This is a genomic window from Aeromonas sp. TW 6 (assembly GCF_013168745.1).
In the GTDB taxonomy this organism is placed as follows: Bacteria; Pseudomonadota; Gammaproteobacteria; order Enterobacterales; family Aeromonadaceae; genus Aeromonas; species Aeromonas caviae.
In genome coordinates this window covers 49,639-67,057 of record NZ_JABERS010000020.1, presented here as the reverse complement: position 1 = coordinate 67,057, position 17,419 = coordinate 49,639, and the positions used below count along the sequence as shown (strand labels likewise).

General features: G+C 61.3%; 19 protein-coding genes and 1 riboswitch. Of the genes, 11 read left to right on the top strand and 8 right to left on the bottom strand.

Annotated features, from left to right (window positions below; translation table 11 throughout):
- Window positions 1-8: 8 nt before the first annotated feature.
- A riboswitch (yybP-ykoY riboswitch) is annotated at window positions 9-115 on the bottom strand.
- Window positions 116-305: 190 nt separating this feature from the next.
- Window positions 306-893, top strand: coding sequence for a superinfection exclusion B family protein (locus HKD46_RS11760; protein WP_041213974.1), 588 nt, complete (start codon window positions 306-308; stop codon window positions 891-893).
- Between the two features lie 64 nt (window positions 894-957).
- Here the strand turns inward: HKD46_RS11760 and HKD46_RS11755 are convergent, their stop codons facing one another.
- The 3 genes from HKD46_RS11755 to HKD46_RS11745 form a co-directional block, all read right to left on the bottom strand.
- Complete coding sequence (locus tag HKD46_RS11755; protein WP_041211864.1) at window positions 958-1,416, bottom strand: methylglyoxal synthase; 459 nt, start codon at window positions 1,414-1,416, stop codon at window positions 958-960.
- A 250-nt stretch (window positions 1,417-1,666) separates the two neighbouring features.
- The gene (gene bfr, locus HKD46_RS11750; protein WP_010675778.1) at window positions 1,667-2,146 is read right to left on the bottom strand and encodes a bacterioferritin; all 480 of its coding nucleotides are present in this window, start codon (window positions 2,144-2,146) and stop codon (window positions 1,667-1,669) included.
- A gap of 132 nt (window positions 2,147-2,278) precedes the next feature.
- Window positions 2,279-2,485 (bottom strand): bacterioferritin-associated ferredoxin, encoded by a 207-nt coding sequence (locus HKD46_RS11745; protein ID WP_010675777.1) that lies wholly within the window; start codon window positions 2,483-2,485, stop codon window positions 2,279-2,281.
- A 138-nt stretch (window positions 2,486-2,623) separates the two neighbouring features.
- On the opposite strand from HKD46_RS11745, the gene HKD46_RS11740 reads away from it, so the two are divergent.
- The 6 genes from HKD46_RS11740 (at window position 2,624) to HKD46_RS11715 (ending at window position 9,560) form a co-directional block, all read left to right on the top strand.
- Window positions 2,624-2,938 carry an HlyU family transcriptional regulator gene (locus HKD46_RS11740; protein WP_041211748.1) on the top strand — a complete coding sequence of 105 codons (315 nt, stop codon included), beginning with the start codon at window positions 2,624-2,626 and terminating at the stop codon, window positions 2,936-2,938.
- The gene (locus HKD46_RS11735; RefSeq protein ID WP_171865445.1) at window positions 2,935-5,007 is read left to right on the top strand and encodes a tRNA(Met) cytidine acetyltransferase TmcA; all 2,073 of its coding nucleotides are present in this window, start codon (window positions 2,935-2,937) and stop codon (window positions 5,005-5,007) included. Before HKD46_RS11740 ends, HKD46_RS11735 begins: the two co-directional genes overlap by 4 nt.
- Before the next feature lie 366 nt (window positions 5,008-5,373).
- Window positions 5,374-6,504 (top strand): cytochrome c oxidase subunit II, encoded by a 1,131-nt coding sequence (coxB, locus tag HKD46_RS11730; RefSeq protein WP_235673825.1) that lies wholly within the window; start codon window positions 5,374-5,376, stop codon window positions 6,502-6,504.
- 9 nt (window positions 6,505-6,513) lie between these two features.
- Window positions 6,514-8,112 carry a cytochrome c oxidase subunit I gene (ctaD, locus tag HKD46_RS11725; RefSeq protein WP_171865444.1) on the top strand — a complete coding sequence of 533 codons (1,599 nt, stop codon included), beginning with the start codon at window positions 6,514-6,516 and terminating at the stop codon, window positions 8,110-8,112.
- A 9-nt stretch (window positions 8,113-8,121) separates the two neighbouring features.
- Window positions 8,122-8,676 (top strand): cytochrome c oxidase assembly protein, encoded by a 555-nt coding sequence (locus tag HKD46_RS11720; protein ID WP_045522117.1) that lies wholly within the window; start codon window positions 8,122-8,124, stop codon window positions 8,674-8,676.
- A gap of 2 nt (window positions 8,677-8,678) precedes the next feature.
- Window positions 8,679-9,560, top strand: a complete 882-nt coding sequence (locus HKD46_RS11715) for a cytochrome c oxidase subunit 3 (protein WP_042864889.1) — start codon at window positions 8,679-8,681, stop codon at window positions 9,558-9,560.
- A gap of 8 nt (window positions 9,561-9,568) precedes the next feature.
- On the opposite strand, the gene HKD46_RS11710 is transcribed toward HKD46_RS11715, so the two are convergent.
- Window positions 9,569-9,775 carry a DUF2909 family protein gene (locus HKD46_RS11710; RefSeq protein ID WP_113978217.1) on the bottom strand — a complete coding sequence of 69 codons (207 nt, stop codon included), beginning with the start codon at window positions 9,773-9,775 and terminating at the stop codon, window positions 9,569-9,571.
- 78 nt (window positions 9,776-9,853) lie between these two features.
- Between HKD46_RS11710 and HKD46_RS11705 the strand changes: the two genes are divergently transcribed.
- Genes HKD46_RS11705 through cyoE form a run of 4 tightly spaced genes read left to right on the top strand, consistent with a single transcriptional unit; the run spans window position 9,854 to window position 12,970 of the window.
- Complete coding sequence (locus HKD46_RS11705) at window positions 9,854-10,519, top strand: SURF1 family protein (protein ID WP_234917493.1); 666 nt, start codon at window positions 9,854-9,856, stop codon at window positions 10,517-10,519.
- Window positions 10,516-10,998 carry a hypothetical protein gene (locus HKD46_RS11700; protein WP_103261530.1) on the top strand — a complete coding sequence of 161 codons (483 nt, stop codon included), beginning with the start codon at window positions 10,516-10,518 and terminating at the stop codon, window positions 10,996-10,998. Before HKD46_RS11705 ends, HKD46_RS11700 begins: the two co-directional genes overlap by 4 nt.
- A gap of 59 nt (window positions 10,999-11,057) precedes the next feature.
- A complete protein-coding gene (locus HKD46_RS11695; RefSeq protein ID WP_171865443.1) occupies window positions 11,058-12,068 on the top strand; it encodes a heme A synthase in 1,011 nt (336 codons plus the stop codon).
- Window positions 12,065-12,970, top strand: coding sequence for a heme o synthase (cyoE, locus tag HKD46_RS11690; RefSeq protein WP_171865442.1), 906 nt, complete (start codon window positions 12,065-12,067; stop codon window positions 12,968-12,970). The genes HKD46_RS11695 and cyoE overlap by 4 nt, the downstream gene beginning before the upstream one ends.
- 133 nt (window positions 12,971-13,103) lie before the next feature.
- On the opposite strand, the gene HKD46_RS11685 is transcribed toward cyoE, so the two are convergent.
- The 4 genes from HKD46_RS11685 to HKD46_RS11670 are packed head-to-tail and all read right to left on the bottom strand — an operon-like array spanning window position 13,104 to window position 17,365.
- Window positions 13,104-14,534, bottom strand: coding sequence for a gamma-aminobutyraldehyde dehydrogenase (locus tag HKD46_RS11685; protein WP_171865441.1), 1,431 nt, complete (start codon window positions 14,532-14,534; stop codon window positions 13,104-13,106).
- 29 nt (window positions 14,535-14,563) lie between these two features.
- A complete protein-coding gene (locus tag HKD46_RS11680) occupies window positions 14,564-15,379 on the bottom strand; it encodes an ABC transporter permease (RefSeq protein ID WP_171865452.1) in 816 nt (271 codons plus the stop codon).
- Between the two features lie 7 nt (window positions 15,380-15,386).
- Complete coding sequence (locus HKD46_RS11675) at window positions 15,387-16,355, bottom strand: ABC transporter permease (protein WP_045522103.1); 969 nt, start codon at window positions 16,353-16,355, stop codon at window positions 15,387-15,389.
- The gene (locus HKD46_RS11670; protein WP_045522100.1) at window positions 16,352-17,365 is read right to left on the bottom strand and encodes an ABC transporter ATP-binding protein; all 1,014 of its coding nucleotides are present in this window, start codon (window positions 17,363-17,365) and stop codon (window positions 16,352-16,354) included. The genes HKD46_RS11675 and HKD46_RS11670 overlap by 4 nt, the downstream gene beginning before the upstream one ends.
- Window positions 17,366-17,419 lie beyond the last annotated feature (54 nt).

The following is a 17,419-nucleotide window of genomic DNA, read 5'->3' as shown; positions in this document are numbered from 1 at the left end:
TCTTGCAGGACGATAGGTGCTATCGCCGCCCATGCCATGGATCTGTGGATCCAAGAGTGTTGACATGGGCCCTGCCCGGATTTCGGGCGGGTTGCTACTCCCCAGTGACAGTGCGGGCTTTTTACCAAGTGGCTCGGTGAGGCGCAAGGCCAACAGGGGATGATCCGCGCGACAAGTTGTAAAAGGATGTGACAACCCCTCGACTCTCCCGTCCGGGATCCTGATCTTTTTACGAGGATCCTTGTGCTGGCACAGCGATTGCTACGAGTTGGCTACTGTCCACATTGACTTGGGAAGGGTGAACGATGAAACGGTGGATCCAACATTTTTACCAGCTTAATCGCCTCAACTGGCTGATGGTCTGGCTGCTGCTTTGCTGCAGCATCATCCTGCTGTTTCCGGCCGGATTGATGAAAGGCGCCGTGAGCCAGTGGGCCACGGCTCATGCGGCCTGGCTTGGGGTCGGCATGTTGATCGCCATCTCCTATTTCTGCAGTCAGGGCTTTCTGATCGCCTGGGAGTGGGCCTGTGACGAGTGGCAGTCCCGCCGCCAGCAGGATCAACTGGCCCAGATGATTGGCTTCCTCGACTTCAACGAGAAGGCGGTGCTGCGGGAGTTCGTACTGCAACGGAAAAGCGTCATAAACCTGCCGATCACCGAACCCGCCGTCAAAAACCTGATGGATGCCGGCGTGCTCACCTACGCCTACGGCAAGCCGGCGCGAGAGAAGGAAGACGAGAACCAGATCCGCGCCCTGATGATCGCCCTGCCGGCGCGCCCTCTGCTGACCTACAAGGTTCTGGGACTGTCGCGGGGCAAGATGAGCGACGAGCAGGTGGAGCAGATCATGAATGCCAGGCCAAAATTCGCGCAGAAAAGCCTCCAGCGCTGACCTTCTCCCCCCATGAAAGAAAAGAGCCGGACATCTGTTCCGGCTCTTTGCTGTCTGGCGTTGCTTATTCAGTTCTGGCCTTGAGGTAGCCGGCGTAGTCGGGCACCTGGACGCTGAATGCCTGCTGCATGTGCGGGCTGTCCATGATGAAGTCCGCCGTCGCCTCGTTGGTGGCGACCGGGATGTTCCAGACGGCCGCGAGGCGCAGCAGGGCCTTGACGTCAGGATCGTGGGCGGCGGGATTGAGGGGATCCCAGAAGAAGATCATCACGTCTATCTTCCCTTCGGCGATGAGGGCGCCGAGCTGCTGATCCCCTCCCATGGGGCCGGAGAAGAGGCAGGTAATGGGCAGCTGCGCCTTCTTGCCGAGCAGGGTGCCCGTGGTGCCGGTCGCATAGAGATGGTGGAGCTTGAGCTCCTCCTTGCGGCGCAGCACCCAGTTCAGCAGAGGGGCTTTCATGTTGTCGTGAGCCACCAGGGCAACCCGTTTGTGGGGCGCCATCTCGCGTGCAATCAGTTCCATGGAGGTCATCCGTAGCAAAATGATGGGAATGGGGTCGTATCCTAATCGAAAGCGGCGCCTGCCGCTGCCCCATGCATCGTAACTGTGATCCCGGAGGCGGTTCAATCCGGCGCCTGCCATCCTGACAGCCTCTGGCCTGCCTTGTCAGCAACCAGGTTGGCTACCGTATCGTTGGGCAAGATCTCTGCCGCTGGTGCCATGAAAAAACCCGCCTGGGCGGGTTGGGATTGTCTCTTGATGTCATCGCGATTCAGGATGACTCGGCATGGAGCTGGGATTGCTGGTAGTTTTCCAGACCGATACGGGCGATGAGATCGAGCTGGGTTTCCAGCCAGTCCACATGCTCCTCTTCATCTTCCAGGATCTCCTGGAACAGGTCGCGGCTGACGTAGTCCTGCACAGACTCGGCATAGGTGATGGCGACTTTCAGGTCGGGGATGGCGTCCATCTCCAGAGACAAGTCACAGCGCAGCATCTCTTCCACCGTCTCACCGATGCGCAGCTTGCCCAGATCCTGCAAGTTGGGCAGCCCTTCCAGAAACAGCACCCGCTTGACCAGCTCGTCGGCATGTTTCATCTCATCGATGGATTCGTGATACTCCTTGTGCCCCAGCCCCTTGAGGCCCCAGTCATCATAGATGCGGGCATGCAGGAAGTATTGGTTGATGGCAACCAGCTCATTGGCCAGCACCTTGTTGAGGTGGGCAATGATTTTGGGATCTCCTTTCATCGACATTACTCCTCGTTTTCGAGCCTAGGCAACGATCACTAGAGCTTAGTCCAGAAACATGACCATAACGTGATGGGGGAAAGTCGTCCCCTGGAGGGCAGAAGGAGAGATGAAGATGAGAAGTCGGCGGTTTTACGCCACTTCGTAATAGAGCGGTGCCTGCTCTGACTCCATCTTGTCGATTTCGGTAGCGATGATCTCCATCGCCATGCGCACACATTTACCACATTGGGCACCGACTTCCAGCGACTGTTTCAACTGTCGGAATTCAGTCTTGCCTGCCTGTACCGCCTTGCGGATCTGGTTATCTGTGATGCCGCGGCACAAACACACGTACATAATCTGGACCTCATGCTGGAATGAGATGAAATCTAAATGAGAATGGTTCGTAGTGCAAAGAACGAATGGTAATAAGATCCCGAGCTTGCCAGTGATTCCACCCTTGGGGAGAATGCCTTTATCAGAGAGGATGCGAACATGTTCAAAAAACTATTCAATGCCCTGTTCAAGGGAGAGATCGCCCAGAGCCCCGAGGTTGAGCCCATCGAATACATGGGCTATCTCATCTATCCCGAGCCCATGGCGGAAGGGGGGCAATACAGGCTGGCAGGTCGCATCACCAGGGAGATAGACGGGCAATTACAGACCCATCGCTTCATCCGCTCCGATCTCTTTGCCAACCCGGCGGATGCCGAGCGCTTCATGGTGCAAAAGGCCCATACCTTCATCGACCAGATGGGGGAGCGCATGTTTGAACCCCGTGTGAAGCCAGACGCCAGCCCAGCTCCATGATGTCAGCCGAGCTGCTCGCCTTGCGCCACGCTATCGCTTCTGCCGGCGAGCGACGTCTGATCTGGCTGGAAGGGGAGCAGGATGACTGCATCGTTCGTGCCGAATCCTTGCTGTGGGGGGCGGTGTTCTGGCTGGGGCAGGGTCCTGAGCGTCATGCTCCGCAGCCTGCCGCCAAGGCGCTTCAACGGCTCGGTCAGGAGTGCGACACCCTGGTATTCAATGCCTTCAGTGGTTTTCACCCCGATGCATTCGGTGCCTTGGCGGGGACATTGAGGGCTGGGGGGCTCTTGCTTCTGCTGACCCCGCCGCGGGAGGCATGGCCGACCTACCCAGACCCTGATCGTCAGAGGCTGGTCGCCCAGCCAGAGGAGGTCGATCGTGCCGGGCAGGGGTTCATCTCCCGTCTGGTACGGTTGCTGGAAGAAGATCCGGCGCGAGATCTGACGCCTGCCTCTTGTGATATTACCTGGCAGCCTCTCGACGGGGACCGGCCGCTGAGCGCGGATCAGGCCCGTGCGCTGCCCGCCATCCACAACGTGTTGCACGGCCATCGCCGTCGCCCCCTGGTGCTGAGCGCCGATCGCGGTCGTGGCAAGAGCGCCGTGCTGGGGCTGGCGAGCGCCGACTTGCTGAGTCGGGATCCGACCTTGAGGATAGCGGTGACAGCCCCTTCCCACGCTACAGTGGCGACACTTTTTGCCCATGCAGAGCGCGTGCTGGCAGAGATGCCTGAGCGGCTGGCCGGTCTGAGCTATGTGTCCCCTGATCGGGTGGCTCAAGGAGACGTGCTGGCGGATCTGTTGCTGGTGGATGAGGCCGCCGCCATCCCGACCCCGCTGCTGGAAGCCATGCTGGCCCGTCACAGTCGCATTGTCTTCGCTACAACGGAGCACGGCTATGAGGGGACGGGGCGCGGCTTTCATCTGCGCTTCAAGAGGGTACTCGATGAGCAAACCCCGGATTGGCAGGAGCTGCGCCTGGTGGAGCCCATTCGCTGGAGCCTGAGCGATCCGCTGGAGCCTCTGATCTTCCGGCTCCTTGGTCTGAATGCTGACATATCGGCACCTCATCCCCCGACATCACCGACCTGGCGCCTGGTCGGACAAGATGAGCTGGCCCGTGATGACGCGCTGCTCAATCGGGTGTTCGGCCTGCTCGTGCTGGCTCACTACCAGACCAGCCCCAGTGATCTGCGGTATTTGCTGGAGGGGCCGGATCTCGACATTCATCTGATGGAGCAGGGACAGGAGTTGCTCGGGGTGGCGCTGGTTGCGCGGGAGGGCAATATACCCCCTGATCTGGCGCATGCGATCTGGGCCGGACGAAGGCGCCCTCGTGGACATCTGCTGCCCCAGTCGCTGCTGGCCCACGCTGGTTTCGTGACGGCGGGGGAGCGCTCTTATGCCAGGGTGATGCGCATCGCCATCCATCCTGCTCTTCATCGTCTTGGGCTGGGGTCCAGGTTGCTGGACAAGCTGGTATCACATTATCGGGTATTAGGGGTCGATTATCTGGGGTCAGCCTTCTCCGCCAGCCCAGATCTGCTGCCATTCTGGCTCAAGGCGGGATTGAAGGTGCTGCGTCTTGGTCTGCAGCGCGATGCGGCCAGCGGCAGTCATGCAGCTTTGCTGCTGATGCCGCTGCAATCGGAATATCACGCCGAGCTGGCGCAATGGCGACAGCGTTTCATGAGCCAGTTGCCGGCCCTGCTGGCGGGTGAACTCAAGAGGCTGGATACCGAACTGGTCTGGCTATCCCTCAGAGGCGGACCTGTCACTCATGTGCCGGATCTGGATGACTTCGAGCATCAGGAACTCGATTGCTTTGCCCACCATCACAAGCCATTCGAATTGTGCCAGGCGACACTGCAACGCTGGCTGCTCCGGCAAGTGATGATGCTGGATGCGTTGAGTCAGGATGAACGACGGTTGCTGATCGCCACCATCTGGCAATATGCGCCCTGGTCAGAGCTGGCTGCCCGACAGGGCGTCGCGGGCAAACCCGCCCTGATAAAAGCACTGCGCTCCCTGCTGGCCAGACTGCTGGCTCAGCAAGCCCCAGCGGGCTGACCCCGCCTCTGGCACGGCAGAAAACCACGGAGCCCGGGAGGAACCAATGGACCCTCCGGGTTCTGCACATCGATTCGACTCACCATGGCTGAAGCTCTCTCCGTTCAAGGCGCGGCCACCCCGGGACCCGTTTCTCCCTCTTCCCTGCTCGCGTTTTGCCCATTGCCACTGCTCTGATGAGCCTGGTCAGGGCTGTCTGCATTTTGGTTTTTTCTGAATATGGACTAATACTTGAATGTGAAATGAATTTTAATAAATGCATTATTTTCAGATGGTTAGCGTTGGGCGTATTGAATGCAGGCCATCTTCTCCAACGTGCACAGGGAGTGCAATGTGAGAAACGATGCAGCTCAGGCAGGTGCCGGAATGATGATGTGGTTCATCAGCAGCAGCGCCTTTGCCAATGAGATCCGGTTCAACATGACGCGCGGGGCGACCGCCATCAGCCAGCAGGTCTATGACCTGCACATGACGATTTTCTATATCTGTTGCGTCATCGGTCTGCTCGTCTTCGGCATCATGTTCTGGTCCATCGTGCACCATCGAAAATCGCGCGGTGCCAAAGCCGCCCAGTTTCACGAAAGCACCCGCATCGAGTTGCTGTGGACGGCCATCCCCGTGTTGATACTGATCGCGATGGCGGCACCGGCAACCTCGACCCTGTTGAAGATGGAGGATACCTCCAAGGCCGATCTCACCGTCCTCGTCACGGGCTCGCAATGGAAATGGCATTACAAATACCTAGAGTATCCAGTGGCGTTTTATTCCCTGCTGGCGACCAGCAAACAGCAGATCTCCGGTGATGCCCCCAAGGGCGGCAATTATCTGCTGGAGGTGGATAACCCTCTGGTATTGCCGGTCGGCAAGAAGATCCGTTTCCTGATGACCTCGGACGATGTCATTCACTCCTGGTGGGTTCCCGCCTTCGCCGTGAAAAAAGATGCCAATCCTGGCTACATCAACGAGTCCTGGACCCGGATCGACAAGCCGGGCACCTATCGTGGGCAGTGCGCCGAGCTGTGCGGGAAGGATCACGGTTTCATGCCCGTGGTTGTGGTGGCCAAATCCGCAGAGGAGTTCGAGGCGTGGATTGCCAGAAAGGGAGACGAGCAGGCAACTGCCAAGGCACAGCAACAGGCGCAGGCAGCGGAGACCATGACGTTGCCACAAGCCATGGCGCAGGGGGAGAAAGTCTATCTGGGGCACTGTGCGGCTTGTCATCAGCCCGCGGGTACCGGATTGCCCGGCATCTTCCCGGCGCTCAATGGCAGCAAGGTGACCACACAGGCGGACCATCGGGCCCAGCATCTGGACATCGTCCTGCATGGCAAGAGCGGCACGGCGATGCAGCCTTTTGGCAAACAGTTGACGGCGCAGGAACTGGCCGCCGTCATCACCTATGAACGCAATGCCTGGGATAACAAGACCGGCGACCTTGTACAGCCAGCCGAGGTGCAGTCCCTTCTCAACCCGGCCAATCCGGACAAGGACAAGTGAGGCGTCGGCATGAGTGATGGAATCACGGATACCCCGCACAGCGAACATGTCCACCAGCCTGCGGCCGGTCTGAGGCGCTGGCTCTACACCACCAATCACAAGGACATCGGTACTCTCTATCTGTGCTTTGCCCTCACCATGTTCTTTACCGGTGGCGCCATGGCCATGGTGATCCGGGCAGAACTGTTCCAGCCCGGACTGCAACTGGTGGAACCCCTGTTTTTCAACCAGATGACCACGGTACACGGCCTTATCATGGTCTTTGGTGCCGTCATGCCCGCCTTCACCGGCCTCGCCAACTGGCTAATCCCCATCATGATTGGGGCCCCTGACATGGCGCTGCCCCGCATGAACAACTGGAGCTTCTGGATCCTGCCGTTTGCTTTCCTCATCCTCCTGTCGAGCCTGTTTATGGAGGGAGGCGGCCCCAGTTCTGGCTGGACCTTCTATGCCCCCCTGTCCACCCAGTACAGCGGCAACAGCACGGCCCTGTTTGTCTTTGCCATTCACATCATGGGGATCTCCTCCATCATGGGGGCCATCAACGTCATCGTGACCATCTTCAACCTGCGGGCGCCGGGCATGGGCTGGATGCAGATGCCGCTGTTTGTCTGGACCTGGCTCATCACGGCGTTTCTGCTCATCGCTGTCATGCCGGTGCTGGCGGCTGCGGTGACCATGGTGCTGACGGACAAGTATTTCGGGACCAGTTTCTTCGATGCGGCCGGTGGGGGGGATCCTGTCTTGTTTCAGCACATTTTCTGGTTCTTCGGGCACCCGGAAGTCTACATCATGATATTGCCGGCTTTCGGCATCGTCTCCAGCATCATTCCGACCTTCTCCCGCAAGACGCTGTTCGGTTATCGCTCCATGGTCTATGCCACCAGCAGCATCGCCTTGCTCTCCTTCATGGTCTGGGCTCACCACATGTTCACCACCGGATTGCCCGTGGTGGCGGAGCTGTTCTTCATGTACACCACCATGTTGATCGCGGTGCCGACAGGGGTAAAGGTATTCAACTGGCTTGCCACCATGTGGCGTGGTTCTCTGACATTCGAGACCCCCATGCTGTTTGCCATCGCCTTCATCACTCTGTTCACCATTGGCGGTTTCTCCGGGCTGATGCTGGCCATGACGCCGGCTGATTTTCAGTATCACGACACCTATTTCGTAGTGGCCCATTTCCACTATGTGCTGGTGACCGGTGCCGTCTTCTCGATCCTGGCTGCGGCCTACTACTGGTTGCCGAAATGGACGGGGCACATGTATGACGAACGGCTCGGCCAATGGCATTTCTGGTGTTCGCTCGTCTCGGTCAATGTGCTGTTTTTCCCCATGCATTTTGTCGGGCTGGCGGGCATGCCTCGCCGCATTCCCGATTACGCCCTGCAATTTGCGGACTTCAACATGCTGATCAGCCTGGGGGGCTTTGCCTTCGGCCTGTCTCAGCTGCTGTTTGTCTGGGGCGTGGTCAAATGCATCAGAGGCGGAGCCAAGGCGAGCGATCGGGTATGGGAGGGGGCCGAGGGACTGGAATGGACGCTCTCTTCTCCCCCTCCCTATCACAGCTTCCAGACTCCGCCGGATATCCGGTCGGAAGAGCGTTAGGGAGGTCATATGACTCAGGTCAGTCATGCCCCCTTGCTCAGAAAACTGGCTCTGGTCGTGCTCGTCATGTTTGGTTTTGCCTTTGCGCTGGTGCCGCTTTATGACGTCTTCTGCCGGATCACCGGCCTCAATGGCAAGACGTCTGATCAAGCGGCCAGTACGGAGCGGGCGGTGATCGACAGCAAGCGGAGCATCCAGATCGAGTTTCTTGCTCATGCGGATACCCGGATGCCGTGGGAGTTCAGCGGTGAGACGGCTCGGCTGTCGGTGCGGCCGGGGGAGGTGAAGATGGTCAACTTTCGGGTGTTCAATCCCACGGAGCGGGCCATGGTGGGTCAGGCGGTCCCGTCGGTCTCTCCCGGTCCCGCCGCAGCCTATCTGAAGAAAGTGGAGTGTTTCTGCTTCAATCGCCAGGAGCTGAGGGCAGGGCAGAGCAAGCTGATGCCGCTCAAGTTCTATATCGATCCGGCACTACCGGACAGCATCAATACCATCACGCTTTCCTACTCGCTCTATGACATCACGGAGTCCGTACCTGCACCGGCACTCGCACAGAGGAAATGACCATGGCCAAGGTGAACCAGACCTATTATGTCCCGGACCAGAGTCGCTGGCCCATCATTGGTGCCATTGCACTGTTTTTCCTGGCGTTGGGGGCGGGACATCTGGTCAATGAAGTGGCGAGTGGGCAGACCGGTTTCGGCCGGTATCTGATGATGGCCGGTGTCGCCCTGCTGGCATTCATGTTGTTTGGCTGGTTCCGTCACATCATCCGGGAGTCCATGACCGGGCTCTACAGCGCCCAGATGGACAGATCCTTCAGGCAGGGCATGGTCTGGTTCATCTTCTCTGAAGTGATGTTCTTTCTGGCTTTTTTCGGAGTGCTGTTCTATGCCCGCCAGCTTGCGGTGCCCTGGCTGGATGGTGCGGGCCACAGGGTGATGACGGGCCAGCTGCTGTGGCCGGATTTCACCGCTCACTGGCCCCTGCTCAAGACGCCCGGCGGGGCCACGACCCAGGCCATGCCCTGGCAGGGGATCCCCCTCATCAATACCTTGATCCTGCTCGGCTCCTCCGTGACCCTGCTGTTTGCACACATGAGTCTGGAAAACGGCAGACGCATGCGGCTCAAGGGGATGTTGCTGGCAACTGTGGTGCTCGGGCTGACATTCCTGTGGTTTCAAGGCTATGAGTATCTGCATGCCTATCGGGATCTCGGGCTGCGGCTGGATTCCGGCATCTATGGCAATACCTTCTTCATTCTGACCGGGTTCCATGGACTGCACGTGCTGCTGGGCACCCTTTTCCTGACCATCATCTGGCTGCGAATCATGTTGAGGGATCATTTCACCCCACAGCGTCATTTCGCTTTCCAGGCTGCGGCCTGGTACTGGCACTTCGTCGATGTGGTCTGGCTCTGTCTGTTCGTCTTTGTCTACCTGCTTTGATGCCGTGCTCAGTAGGGGCGAGGGTTGGGCTCCAGCCAGCCCATCGCGAGAGAGAGCAGCAGTATGATGACCACCAGCAGGGAGAAGAAGACGCGCCGGCCCAGAGGTACCGACATCTTTTGCGTATTGCCTTCACTGAGCATCAGCCAGAGGGCGTGAAACAGCTGGCCGATGATGAGCAGCAGCATGAGTATCAGAACGACCTTGATCAACATCTTGGGATCCTCCTCGATATGCGCGATTCGGCTGCACGAGACAAGCGACGACCATGGCATCACAGACGCTGGTTTGTCTTGTTGTTCACTCTGGTGGTGACGGCCGGTTTGTGCAAGCTGGCGTTCTGGCAGTGGCAGCGCGGAATGGAAAAAACGGCCTGGCTGGCGCAGATGGCAAAGATGCAGCAGGCCGGGCCAAGGACATTGGCCCAGATCGACTGGCAACACCCGGAGTTACTGGATGGCCAGCCTCTGCAAGGGAAAGCCGAGTGGGTCAGCCCTTATGTCTGGTTGCTGGACAACCAGATCGCCAACGGGGAGGTTGGCTATGACGTGCTCATCCCGGTACGCGCAGAGGGGGGATCCTCACTGTTGCTGGTCAACCTGGGATGGGTGCCCGCACCATCCGACAGGTCGCAATTGCCCAATCCCGCCATCCCCGCCGCAATGACCCTTGAAGGTGTGCTGCGCATGGCTCCCGGCGGCTTCCTGTTGGGACAGAACATAGAACCAGGCCCCTACCCGAACCGGCTGCAATCCATCAGGGTCGAGACCCTGCGACAGGCAATCGGAGCCCCGCTTGCAGACGCCGTGTTGTATCAAAGACGAACCCCATTCCTCTATCACTACCAGCACAATGTCATGCCTCCTGAAAAACACCGGGCCTATGCGGTGCAATGGCTCGGCTTGGCGCTGGTGGTTCTGTCAGGGGGGGTCATGCTGACAAGGAGGTGCTCCCCATGAGCGGATGGCAACGCTGGAGGGTGCCAGCGCTCTTTGCTGCGGTGATCCTGCTGCCTGTGGTGCTGGCGGCTCTGACTCTTCACCAGGGCTGGTATGAACCCGGCACGCGCAGCAAGGGACACTGGCTGCACCAGGAGATCTACCTGTTGCAACCGCTTCCTGCCCATCAGCACCAATGGCGACTGGTCTATCTGGTGGCCCCTCGCTGCGAGGGGCAATGCCGGCAGGTCCCTGTGCTGATGGCACGTATCCAGGCCGCACTTGGCCGTAATCTGGACAAGCTGGAGCTGGTCCAGTTGACGCCACCTCACGAGGCAAACAGTGAAATGAGGGAGGGGGATATACTGCTGGTGGACGACCGCGGGCTGGCCATCTTGCGTTACGAGGTACCCGGCAGCACGACGACCTGGCCGTTGCTTGGCAAGGCGGTACTGTCGGATCTGCAGCAACTGCTCAAGTATCAGCGTGGGGTGCAGTGACGATGCAGCCGGCATGGAACTCGCATCTTCTGGTTACTGCACGGGCAACGAGGCGGCATATGAAGATGCACAAGAGGCTGGCCTCCGTGGCCATTGCGCTGGCCGTTCTTGTCATCGCGCTCGGTGCTTATACCCGGTTGACGGATGCCGGGCTGGCTTGCCCCGATTGGCCAGGTTGCTATGGTTCCCTGGCCATTCCCCGCGCCGAGCATGCGGAACTGGCGGCACAGCGCTATCCGGCCAGCCCGCTTGTTCCTCACAAGGCGCGCAGCGAGATGGTGCATCGCTACTTCGCCGGGGTGCTGGGAGGCGTGATTGTGCTCCTGTCCGGCTTGGGCTGGCGTACAGGCGGCCGACTGCGCCACCTCTCGCTCATCTTGCTGGTGCTGGTTGCGGGTCAGGCGGCACTGGGTATGTGGACGGTGACCCTGGCCCTGCATCCCCTGGTGGTGACCACTCATCTGCTGGGCGGCTTCGCCATCCTGACCTTGCTTTGGCTCTATCGGGCCGAATTGGCAGGTTTCCCTTCACCCCCGCCCGTACACCAGGGCGTTTCCTGGCTTGGCAGCATGGCCTGCGGCGTGCTGCTGCTGCAGATCGCGCTGGGGGGCTGGACGTCGGCGAACTATGCGGCCATGGCATGTGTGGAGTTTCCCTTGTGCCAGGGCAACTGGCAGGCAGAGCTGAATTGGGCGCAAGCCTTTCATCTCCCTCTGGGGCACGCCAGCTATGAGTTCGGCGTGCTGGGCAAGGAGGCGCGCCAGACCATTCACATCGCCCATCGCCTGGGAGCGCTGACCACGGCCTTGCTGGTGGGAGCTTTCGCCCTCGCGCTGCTCTGCCAGCGGACCCCCCTGAGAGGGTTTGGCTGGCTGTTGCTGGGTCTGCTGACCGTGCAGATTGCCTTGGGATTGGCGAACGTCCATCTGGCCCTGCCACTGGCCAACGCCCTTGCGCATAATCTGGTGGCCGCCCACCTGCTGGTCTGCTGTGTGCTGGCGCGCGGGAGACTCTCTATGCCTCATCACAACCCCTTGCCATCCCCTGGGATGGTCAGGAGCCGGACATGAATGGGAGAGTGCGGGCACAGCGCTTCGCCCTCCGCCGGGTGCGCGATTATTGTCAGTTGACCAAACCAAAGGTGGTCGCCCTGCTGCTCCTGACCGCCTGGGTGGGCATGCTGCTGGCCGAGCCGACACGCGCCTCTCTGGACGAGATGATACTGGGCCTGGCGGGGATTGGACTGCTCGCTGCCGGGGCGGCGGCCATGAACCATTCTCTGGATAGCGGCATCGATGCCCGGATGCGCAGAACGCGCTGGCGCCCGGTCGCCATGGGACGGATCACGCCGGGGCAGGCGATGAGTTCTGCGATCTGTCTGGCACTGTCGGGGTTTGTTCTGCTCCATTGGGGCGTGAATCCCCTGACTGCCTGGCTAACCCTGGCCAGCCTGTTCGGCTATGCGGTCGTCTATACCCTGCTGCTGAAGCGGGCCACGCCGCAGAATATCGTTATCGGCGGATTGGCGGGAGCCATGCCACCGCTCTTGGGCTGGACCAGCATCACGGGGCAGCTTTCGGCCGAGCCCTGGCTGCTGGTGATGATCATCTTTACCTGGGCGCCGCCCCATTTCTGGTCTTTGGCCATCCACCGGCGCGATGACTATGCCGGTGCCGACATTCCCATGCTGCCGGTCACCCACGGCACCGATTTCACCAAGACCGCCATCCTGCTCTATCTGCTGATCCTGACGCTCGTCTGTCTGCTGCCCTATCTGATCGGCATGTCGGGGCTTGTCTACCTGGTCGGCAGTCTGGGGCTGAACCTTGGATTCTGCTGGCATGGCTGGTTGTTGAAGTACGGGGATCGGCCCGGCCAGGCGATGCGTACCTTCCGTTTCTCCATCTATCACCTGATGCTGCTGTTTGGTCTGCTTATTTTGGATTACCACTGGCTGTGGCGGTTGTCATGACGTTGATGCGGGTCGCGGTCGGGTGAATGGTGACGCTGCGTCGGTGCACAGACGGTGCACAGCAGGGATGCACAGACCTGATGCAAAACAAGATGGCCCCAAGGGGCCATCTTGTTTTCAGGGGGACGGGAGCCTAGAGCTTGACCATGATGTGGCGCGGCACCGTGTAGTCCTCCAGCGCGTAGAGGGAGAGATCCTTGCCGTAGCCGGACATCTTCATGCCGCCGTGGGGCATCTCGGAGGTGAGCATGAAGTGGGTGTTGATCCAGGTGCAGCCGTACTGCAGGTGGCTGGCCACCTTGCTGGCAAGGCTCAGATCCTTGGTCCAGACCGAGCTGGCGAGGCCGTAGTCCGAGTCGTTGGCCCACTGCACCACCTGTTCGGCGTCGCTGAAGCGGGTCACCGACACAACCGGGCCGAATACCTCCCGGCGCACGATCTCATCCTCCTGACGGGCATGGGCGATCAGGGTCGGTTCGAAGAAGAAGCCGTTGCCGGGGCGGATCTTGCCTCCCGCCGTCACCTCCACATGACCGCTGCTCTGGGCCCGCTCCACGAAGCTGGCCACCCGATTGCGCTGGCGGTCCGAGATGAGCGGCCCCATCTCCACTCCCTCCTCGCGCGGACCGCCCACCTTGATGGAGGCGACCGCCTCGGTCATGGCGGCGACGAACTTGTCGTAGATCTTGCCCTGGGCATAGATGCGGCAAGCGGCGGTGCAATCCTGGCCGGCGTTGTAGAAGCCGAAGGTGCGGATGCCCGCCACCACGGCCTCCAGATCCGCGTCGTCGAAGATGATGACCGGCGCCTTGCCCCCCAGCTCAAGGTGGGTGCGCTTCATGGTGCGGGCGGCGCTCAGCAGGATCTTCTGACCGGTGGCGATGTCACCGGTGAGCGACACCATGCGCACCAGCGGGTGCTCCACCAGCGGCGCCCCCACGCTCTCGCCCCGGCCGCAGACGATGTTGATGACGCCGCGGGGGAAGAGCTCGCTGGCGAGCTCCGCCAGGCGCAGGGCGGTGAGCGGGGTCTGCTCGGAGGGTTTGAGCACCACCGTATTGCCGGCGGCGAGCACCGGGGCCATCTTCCAGGCCGCCATCATCAGCGGATAGTTCCAGGGGGCGATACTGCCCACCACGCCGATGGGGTCGCGGCGGATCATGCTGGTGTGTCCCTCGATATATTCCCCGGCGAGTGGCCCCTGCAGGCAGCGGGCGGCGCCGGCGAAGAACCGGAAGCAGTCCACCACCGCGGGCAGCTCATCGTTCAGCACCGCCAGATAGGGCTTGCCGCAGTTGAGGGATTCGAGGGCCGCAAACTCCTCGGCGTGGTGTTCGATGGCATCGGCCAGGCGCAGCAGCAGGGTACTGCGGCTTGCCGGGGTGGTGCGGCTCCACTGGGCGAAGGCGCGCTGGGCGCCGTTCACCGCCCGGTTCACCTGCTCGAACGAGGCTTCTGGCACGGAGGCTATGAGCTCCCCGGTGGCCGGGTTGAGGATGGGCTCGGCCTGGCCGTCACCGGTGACGAACTGACCGTCGATCAAAAGTTGGGTAGAGAGTTTCATGGTTGCATCCTTGCGCACGCGTTGAGTCGTTATTTGCCGCTGCCGGAAACGTCCTGGCCGTCGCGGGTGAGGTAGTAGGCAAGCAGAATGGGAATGGTGGTGAAGGCCACTATGATGAGCGCCACCACGTTGGTGACCGGCCTGTCCCGTGGCCGGATCAGCTCCTGATACATCCAGATCGGCAGCGTGGTCTGCTGGCCCGCGGTGAAGGTGGTGACGATCACCTCGTCAAAGCTCAGGGCAAACGCCAGCATGCCCCCCGCCAGCAGTGCCGTGGCCAGATTGGGCAGGATCACGTAGCGCAGGGTCTGGAAGCTGTCGGCACCGAGATCCATCGACGCCTCGATGAGGCTCTGGTTGGTGCGGCGAAAGCGCGCCAGGGCATTGTTGTAGACCACCACCACGCAGAAGGTGGCGTGACCGATGACGATGGTCCAGAAGCTGAAAGGGATCTCCATCACCCCGTAGGCGGAGCGCAGCGCGATGCCGGTGACGATGCCGGGCAGGGCGATGGGCAGCACCAGCAACAGCGATACCACCTCCTGGCCGAAGAAGCGGCTGCGGGCGATGGCCCCCGCCGCCAGGGTGCCGAGCACCATGGCGGCCAGCGTCGCCAGCCCCGCTACCTCCAGCGATAGCTGGATGGCGCGCCACACGTCGGGGCGGTTGAGGGTCACCTCGAACCACTTGAGGGTGAGCCCGGGCGGTGGGAACTGATAGCTCTTGCTCTCGCTGGTGAAGGCGTAGAGGAAGATGAACAGGATCGGGAAGTGCAGGAACAAGAGGCCGCCGATGGCCGCGTACTTGAGCAGGCCGGAGGGCTGGCTGCCATGGTCCCGTTTCATGGAAGTATTAGAGCGCATCGAAGGCCCCCAAGCGTTTCGCGATGGTCAGGTAGATGGCGATGATGAGGATCGGCACCAGCGAGAAGGCGGCGGCGAAGGGCAGGTTGCCCGCCGTGCCCTGCTGCATGTAGACCACCTGACCTATGTACATGGTGGAGTTGCCTATGATGCCGGGGATGATGTAGTCCCCCAGCGTTAGGGAGAAGGTGAAGATGGAGCCCGCCACCACGCCGGGCAGGGCCAGCGGCAGGATCAGGGTGCGAAAGGTCTGGGCCGGGGTGGCGCCGAGATCGCCGCTCGCCTCCAGCAAGGAGCGCGGGATCCGCTCCACCGCCGCCTGGATGGGCAGGATCATGAAGGGCAGCCAGACGTAGACGAACACGATGAAGGTGCCGATGCGCGAGAATGACAGCGACGGCCCCCCGATCACCGGCAGCGAGAGGATGGCGTCCAGCAGCCAGTCCAGTCCCAGGGTGTCTGCCAGCCAGCTGATGACCCCCTCCTTGGCCAGGATCAGCTTCCAGGCGTAGACCCGCACCAGATAGCTGGACCAGAGCGGCAGCATGATGCCGACGTAGAACAGGGCCCGGGTCTTGCCGCTGGTGTAGCGCGCCATGTAGTAGGCGATCGGAAAACCGAGCAGGGCGCAGGCCAGGGTCACCAGCAGCGACATGCCGACGGTGCGCAGGATCACGTCCAAGTTCTCAGCCCGCAGCAGGGCAACGAAGTTCTGCAGCCCCAGCTCGTGGCGGATCTGGCCGCTGAACTCGTCCAGTCCGAAGAAGGCGTTGGAGAGCAGCATCAGCAGGGAGCCGACATAGATGATGCCAAGCCAGAGCAGTGGCGGCCCCAGCAGGATGGCCAGCAGCAGGCCTGGCCGCCCGTAGAGCAGGGTGGAGAGGCGCCGCAGCGGCCGATAGGAGAGGGGGGCAGTGGGTTGGCTCATGGCAAGGCTCGCACTGTGGGGGGCGCTCATGGTTGAGCTCCCTGAGGGGCGGTGTGCAGGTGATGGATCGCCTGCTCCGGCCAGCTGAGGCTGACCCGGGCGCCACGGGGCAGGCGGGCCTGGCCCTCGTTGGGGTGGTTGACGATAAGCTCGAGCTGCTCGCCGAGATCAACCCGGTAGCGCACGAAGGGGCCGAGATATTCAACCTCGCGCACCTCCCCGGACCAGCCCGGTGTGCCGGCCTCGGCGAGCCGGATCCGCTCCGGGCGCACCATCATCTGCTGAGCATCGCCGCACAGCCGGCGGGCCTGCTCCCCCTCGAACAGGTTGACGGTGCCGACGAAGCGAGCGACGAAGGGGGTGGCGGGGGCGTCGTAGATGGTATCCGGCGCGGCGATCTGCTCGATCTTGCCCTGATTGAAGATGCAGATGCGGTCGCTCATGGAGAGCGCCTCCTGCTGATCGTGGGTGACGAAGATGAAGGTGATGCCGAGCTGGCGCTGCAAGGCTTTGAGTTCGAGCTGCATCTGCTCGCGCAGCTTGAGGTCGAGGGCCCCGAGCGGTTCGTCCAGCAGCAGGATGCGCGGCTGGTTGATCAGCGCTCGGGCGATGGCGATGCGCTGGCGCTGGCCGCCGGAGAGCTGGCCCGGCTTGCGGTTGCCGACGCCGGGCAGGCGCACCAGTTCCAGCATCTCGTCCACCTTGCGGTAACGCTCCGCCTTGGCGACGCCCTTGAGCATCAGGCCGTAGCCGATGTTGTCGCGCACATCCATGTTGGGAAACAGGGCGTAGTCCTGAAACACGGTATTGAGGTTGCGATCGTAGGGGGGCACGGTGGAGCAGGGCTCGCCAAACAGCTGGATCTCCCCCTCGCTCGGGTATTCGAAGCCCGCGATCATCCGCAGGCAGGTGGTCTTGCCGGAACCGCTCGGCCCCAGCAGGGTGAAAAACTCGCCGGCCGGGATCTGGAAGGAGATGTCGTCGACCGCCTTCACCTCGCCATAGTGGCGGCTGACCCGGTCAAATTGTACGGCATTCATGGGACGTCCTTGTCTGTGTGGGAAGCGGGCCGGACTCCTGTCCGGCCCCATATC

Coding starts and splice junctions, on each gene's coding strand:
- HKD46_RS11760 (WP_041213974.1), top strand. CDS start 306: ATGAAACGGTGGATCCAACATTTTTACCAGCTTAATCGCCTCAACTGG.
- HKD46_RS11755 (WP_041211864.1), bottom strand. CDS start 1,416: ATGGAACTGATTGCACGCGAGATGGCGCCCCACAAACGGGTTGCCCTG.
- bfr (WP_010675778.1), bottom strand. CDS start 2,146: ATGAAAGGAGATCCCAAAATCATTGCCCACCTCAACAAGGTGCTGGCC.
- HKD46_RS11745 (WP_010675777.1), bottom strand. CDS start 2,485: ATGTACGTGTGTTTGTGCCGCGGCATCACAGATAACCAGATCCGCAAG.
- HKD46_RS11740 (WP_041211748.1), top strand. CDS start 2,624: ATGTTCAAAAAACTATTCAATGCCCTGTTCAAGGGAGAGATCGCCCAG.
- HKD46_RS11735 (WP_171865445.1), top strand. CDS start 2,935: ATGATGTCAGCCGAGCTGCTCGCCTTGCGCCACGCTATCGCTTCTGCC.
- coxB (WP_235673825.1), top strand. CDS start 5,374: ATGATGATGTGGTTCATCAGCAGCAGCGCCTTTGCCAATGAGATCCGG.
- ctaD (WP_171865444.1), top strand. CDS start 6,514: ATGAGTGATGGAATCACGGATACCCCGCACAGCGAACATGTCCACCAG.
- HKD46_RS11720 (WP_045522117.1), top strand. CDS start 8,122: ATGACTCAGGTCAGTCATGCCCCCTTGCTCAGAAAACTGGCTCTGGTC.
- HKD46_RS11715 (WP_042864889.1), top strand. CDS start 8,679: ATGGCCAAGGTGAACCAGACCTATTATGTCCCGGACCAGAGTCGCTGG.
- HKD46_RS11710 (WP_113978217.1), bottom strand. CDS start 9,775: ATGTTGATCAAGGTCGTTCTGATACTCATGCTGCTGCTCATCATCGGC.
- HKD46_RS11700 (WP_103261530.1), top strand. CDS start 10,516: ATGAGCGGATGGCAACGCTGGAGGGTGCCAGCGCTCTTTGCTGCGGTG.
- HKD46_RS11695 (WP_171865443.1), top strand. CDS start 11,058: ATGAAGATGCACAAGAGGCTGGCCTCCGTGGCCATTGCGCTGGCCGTT.
- cyoE (WP_171865442.1), top strand. CDS start 12,065: ATGAATGGGAGAGTGCGGGCACAGCGCTTCGCCCTCCGCCGGGTGCGC.
- HKD46_RS11685 (WP_171865441.1), bottom strand. CDS start 14,534: ATGAAACTCTCTACCCAACTTTTGATCGACGGTCAGTTCGTCACCGGT.
- HKD46_RS11680 (WP_171865452.1), bottom strand. CDS start 15,379: ATGAAACGGGACCATGGCAGCCAGCCCTCCGGCCTGCTCAAGTACGCG.
- HKD46_RS11675 (WP_045522103.1), bottom strand. CDS start 16,355: ATGAGCGCCCCCCACAGTGCGAGCCTTGCCATGAGCCAACCCACTGCC.
- HKD46_RS11670 (WP_045522100.1), bottom strand. CDS start 17,365: ATGAATGCCGTACAATTTGACCGGGTCAGCCGCCACTATGGCGAGGTG.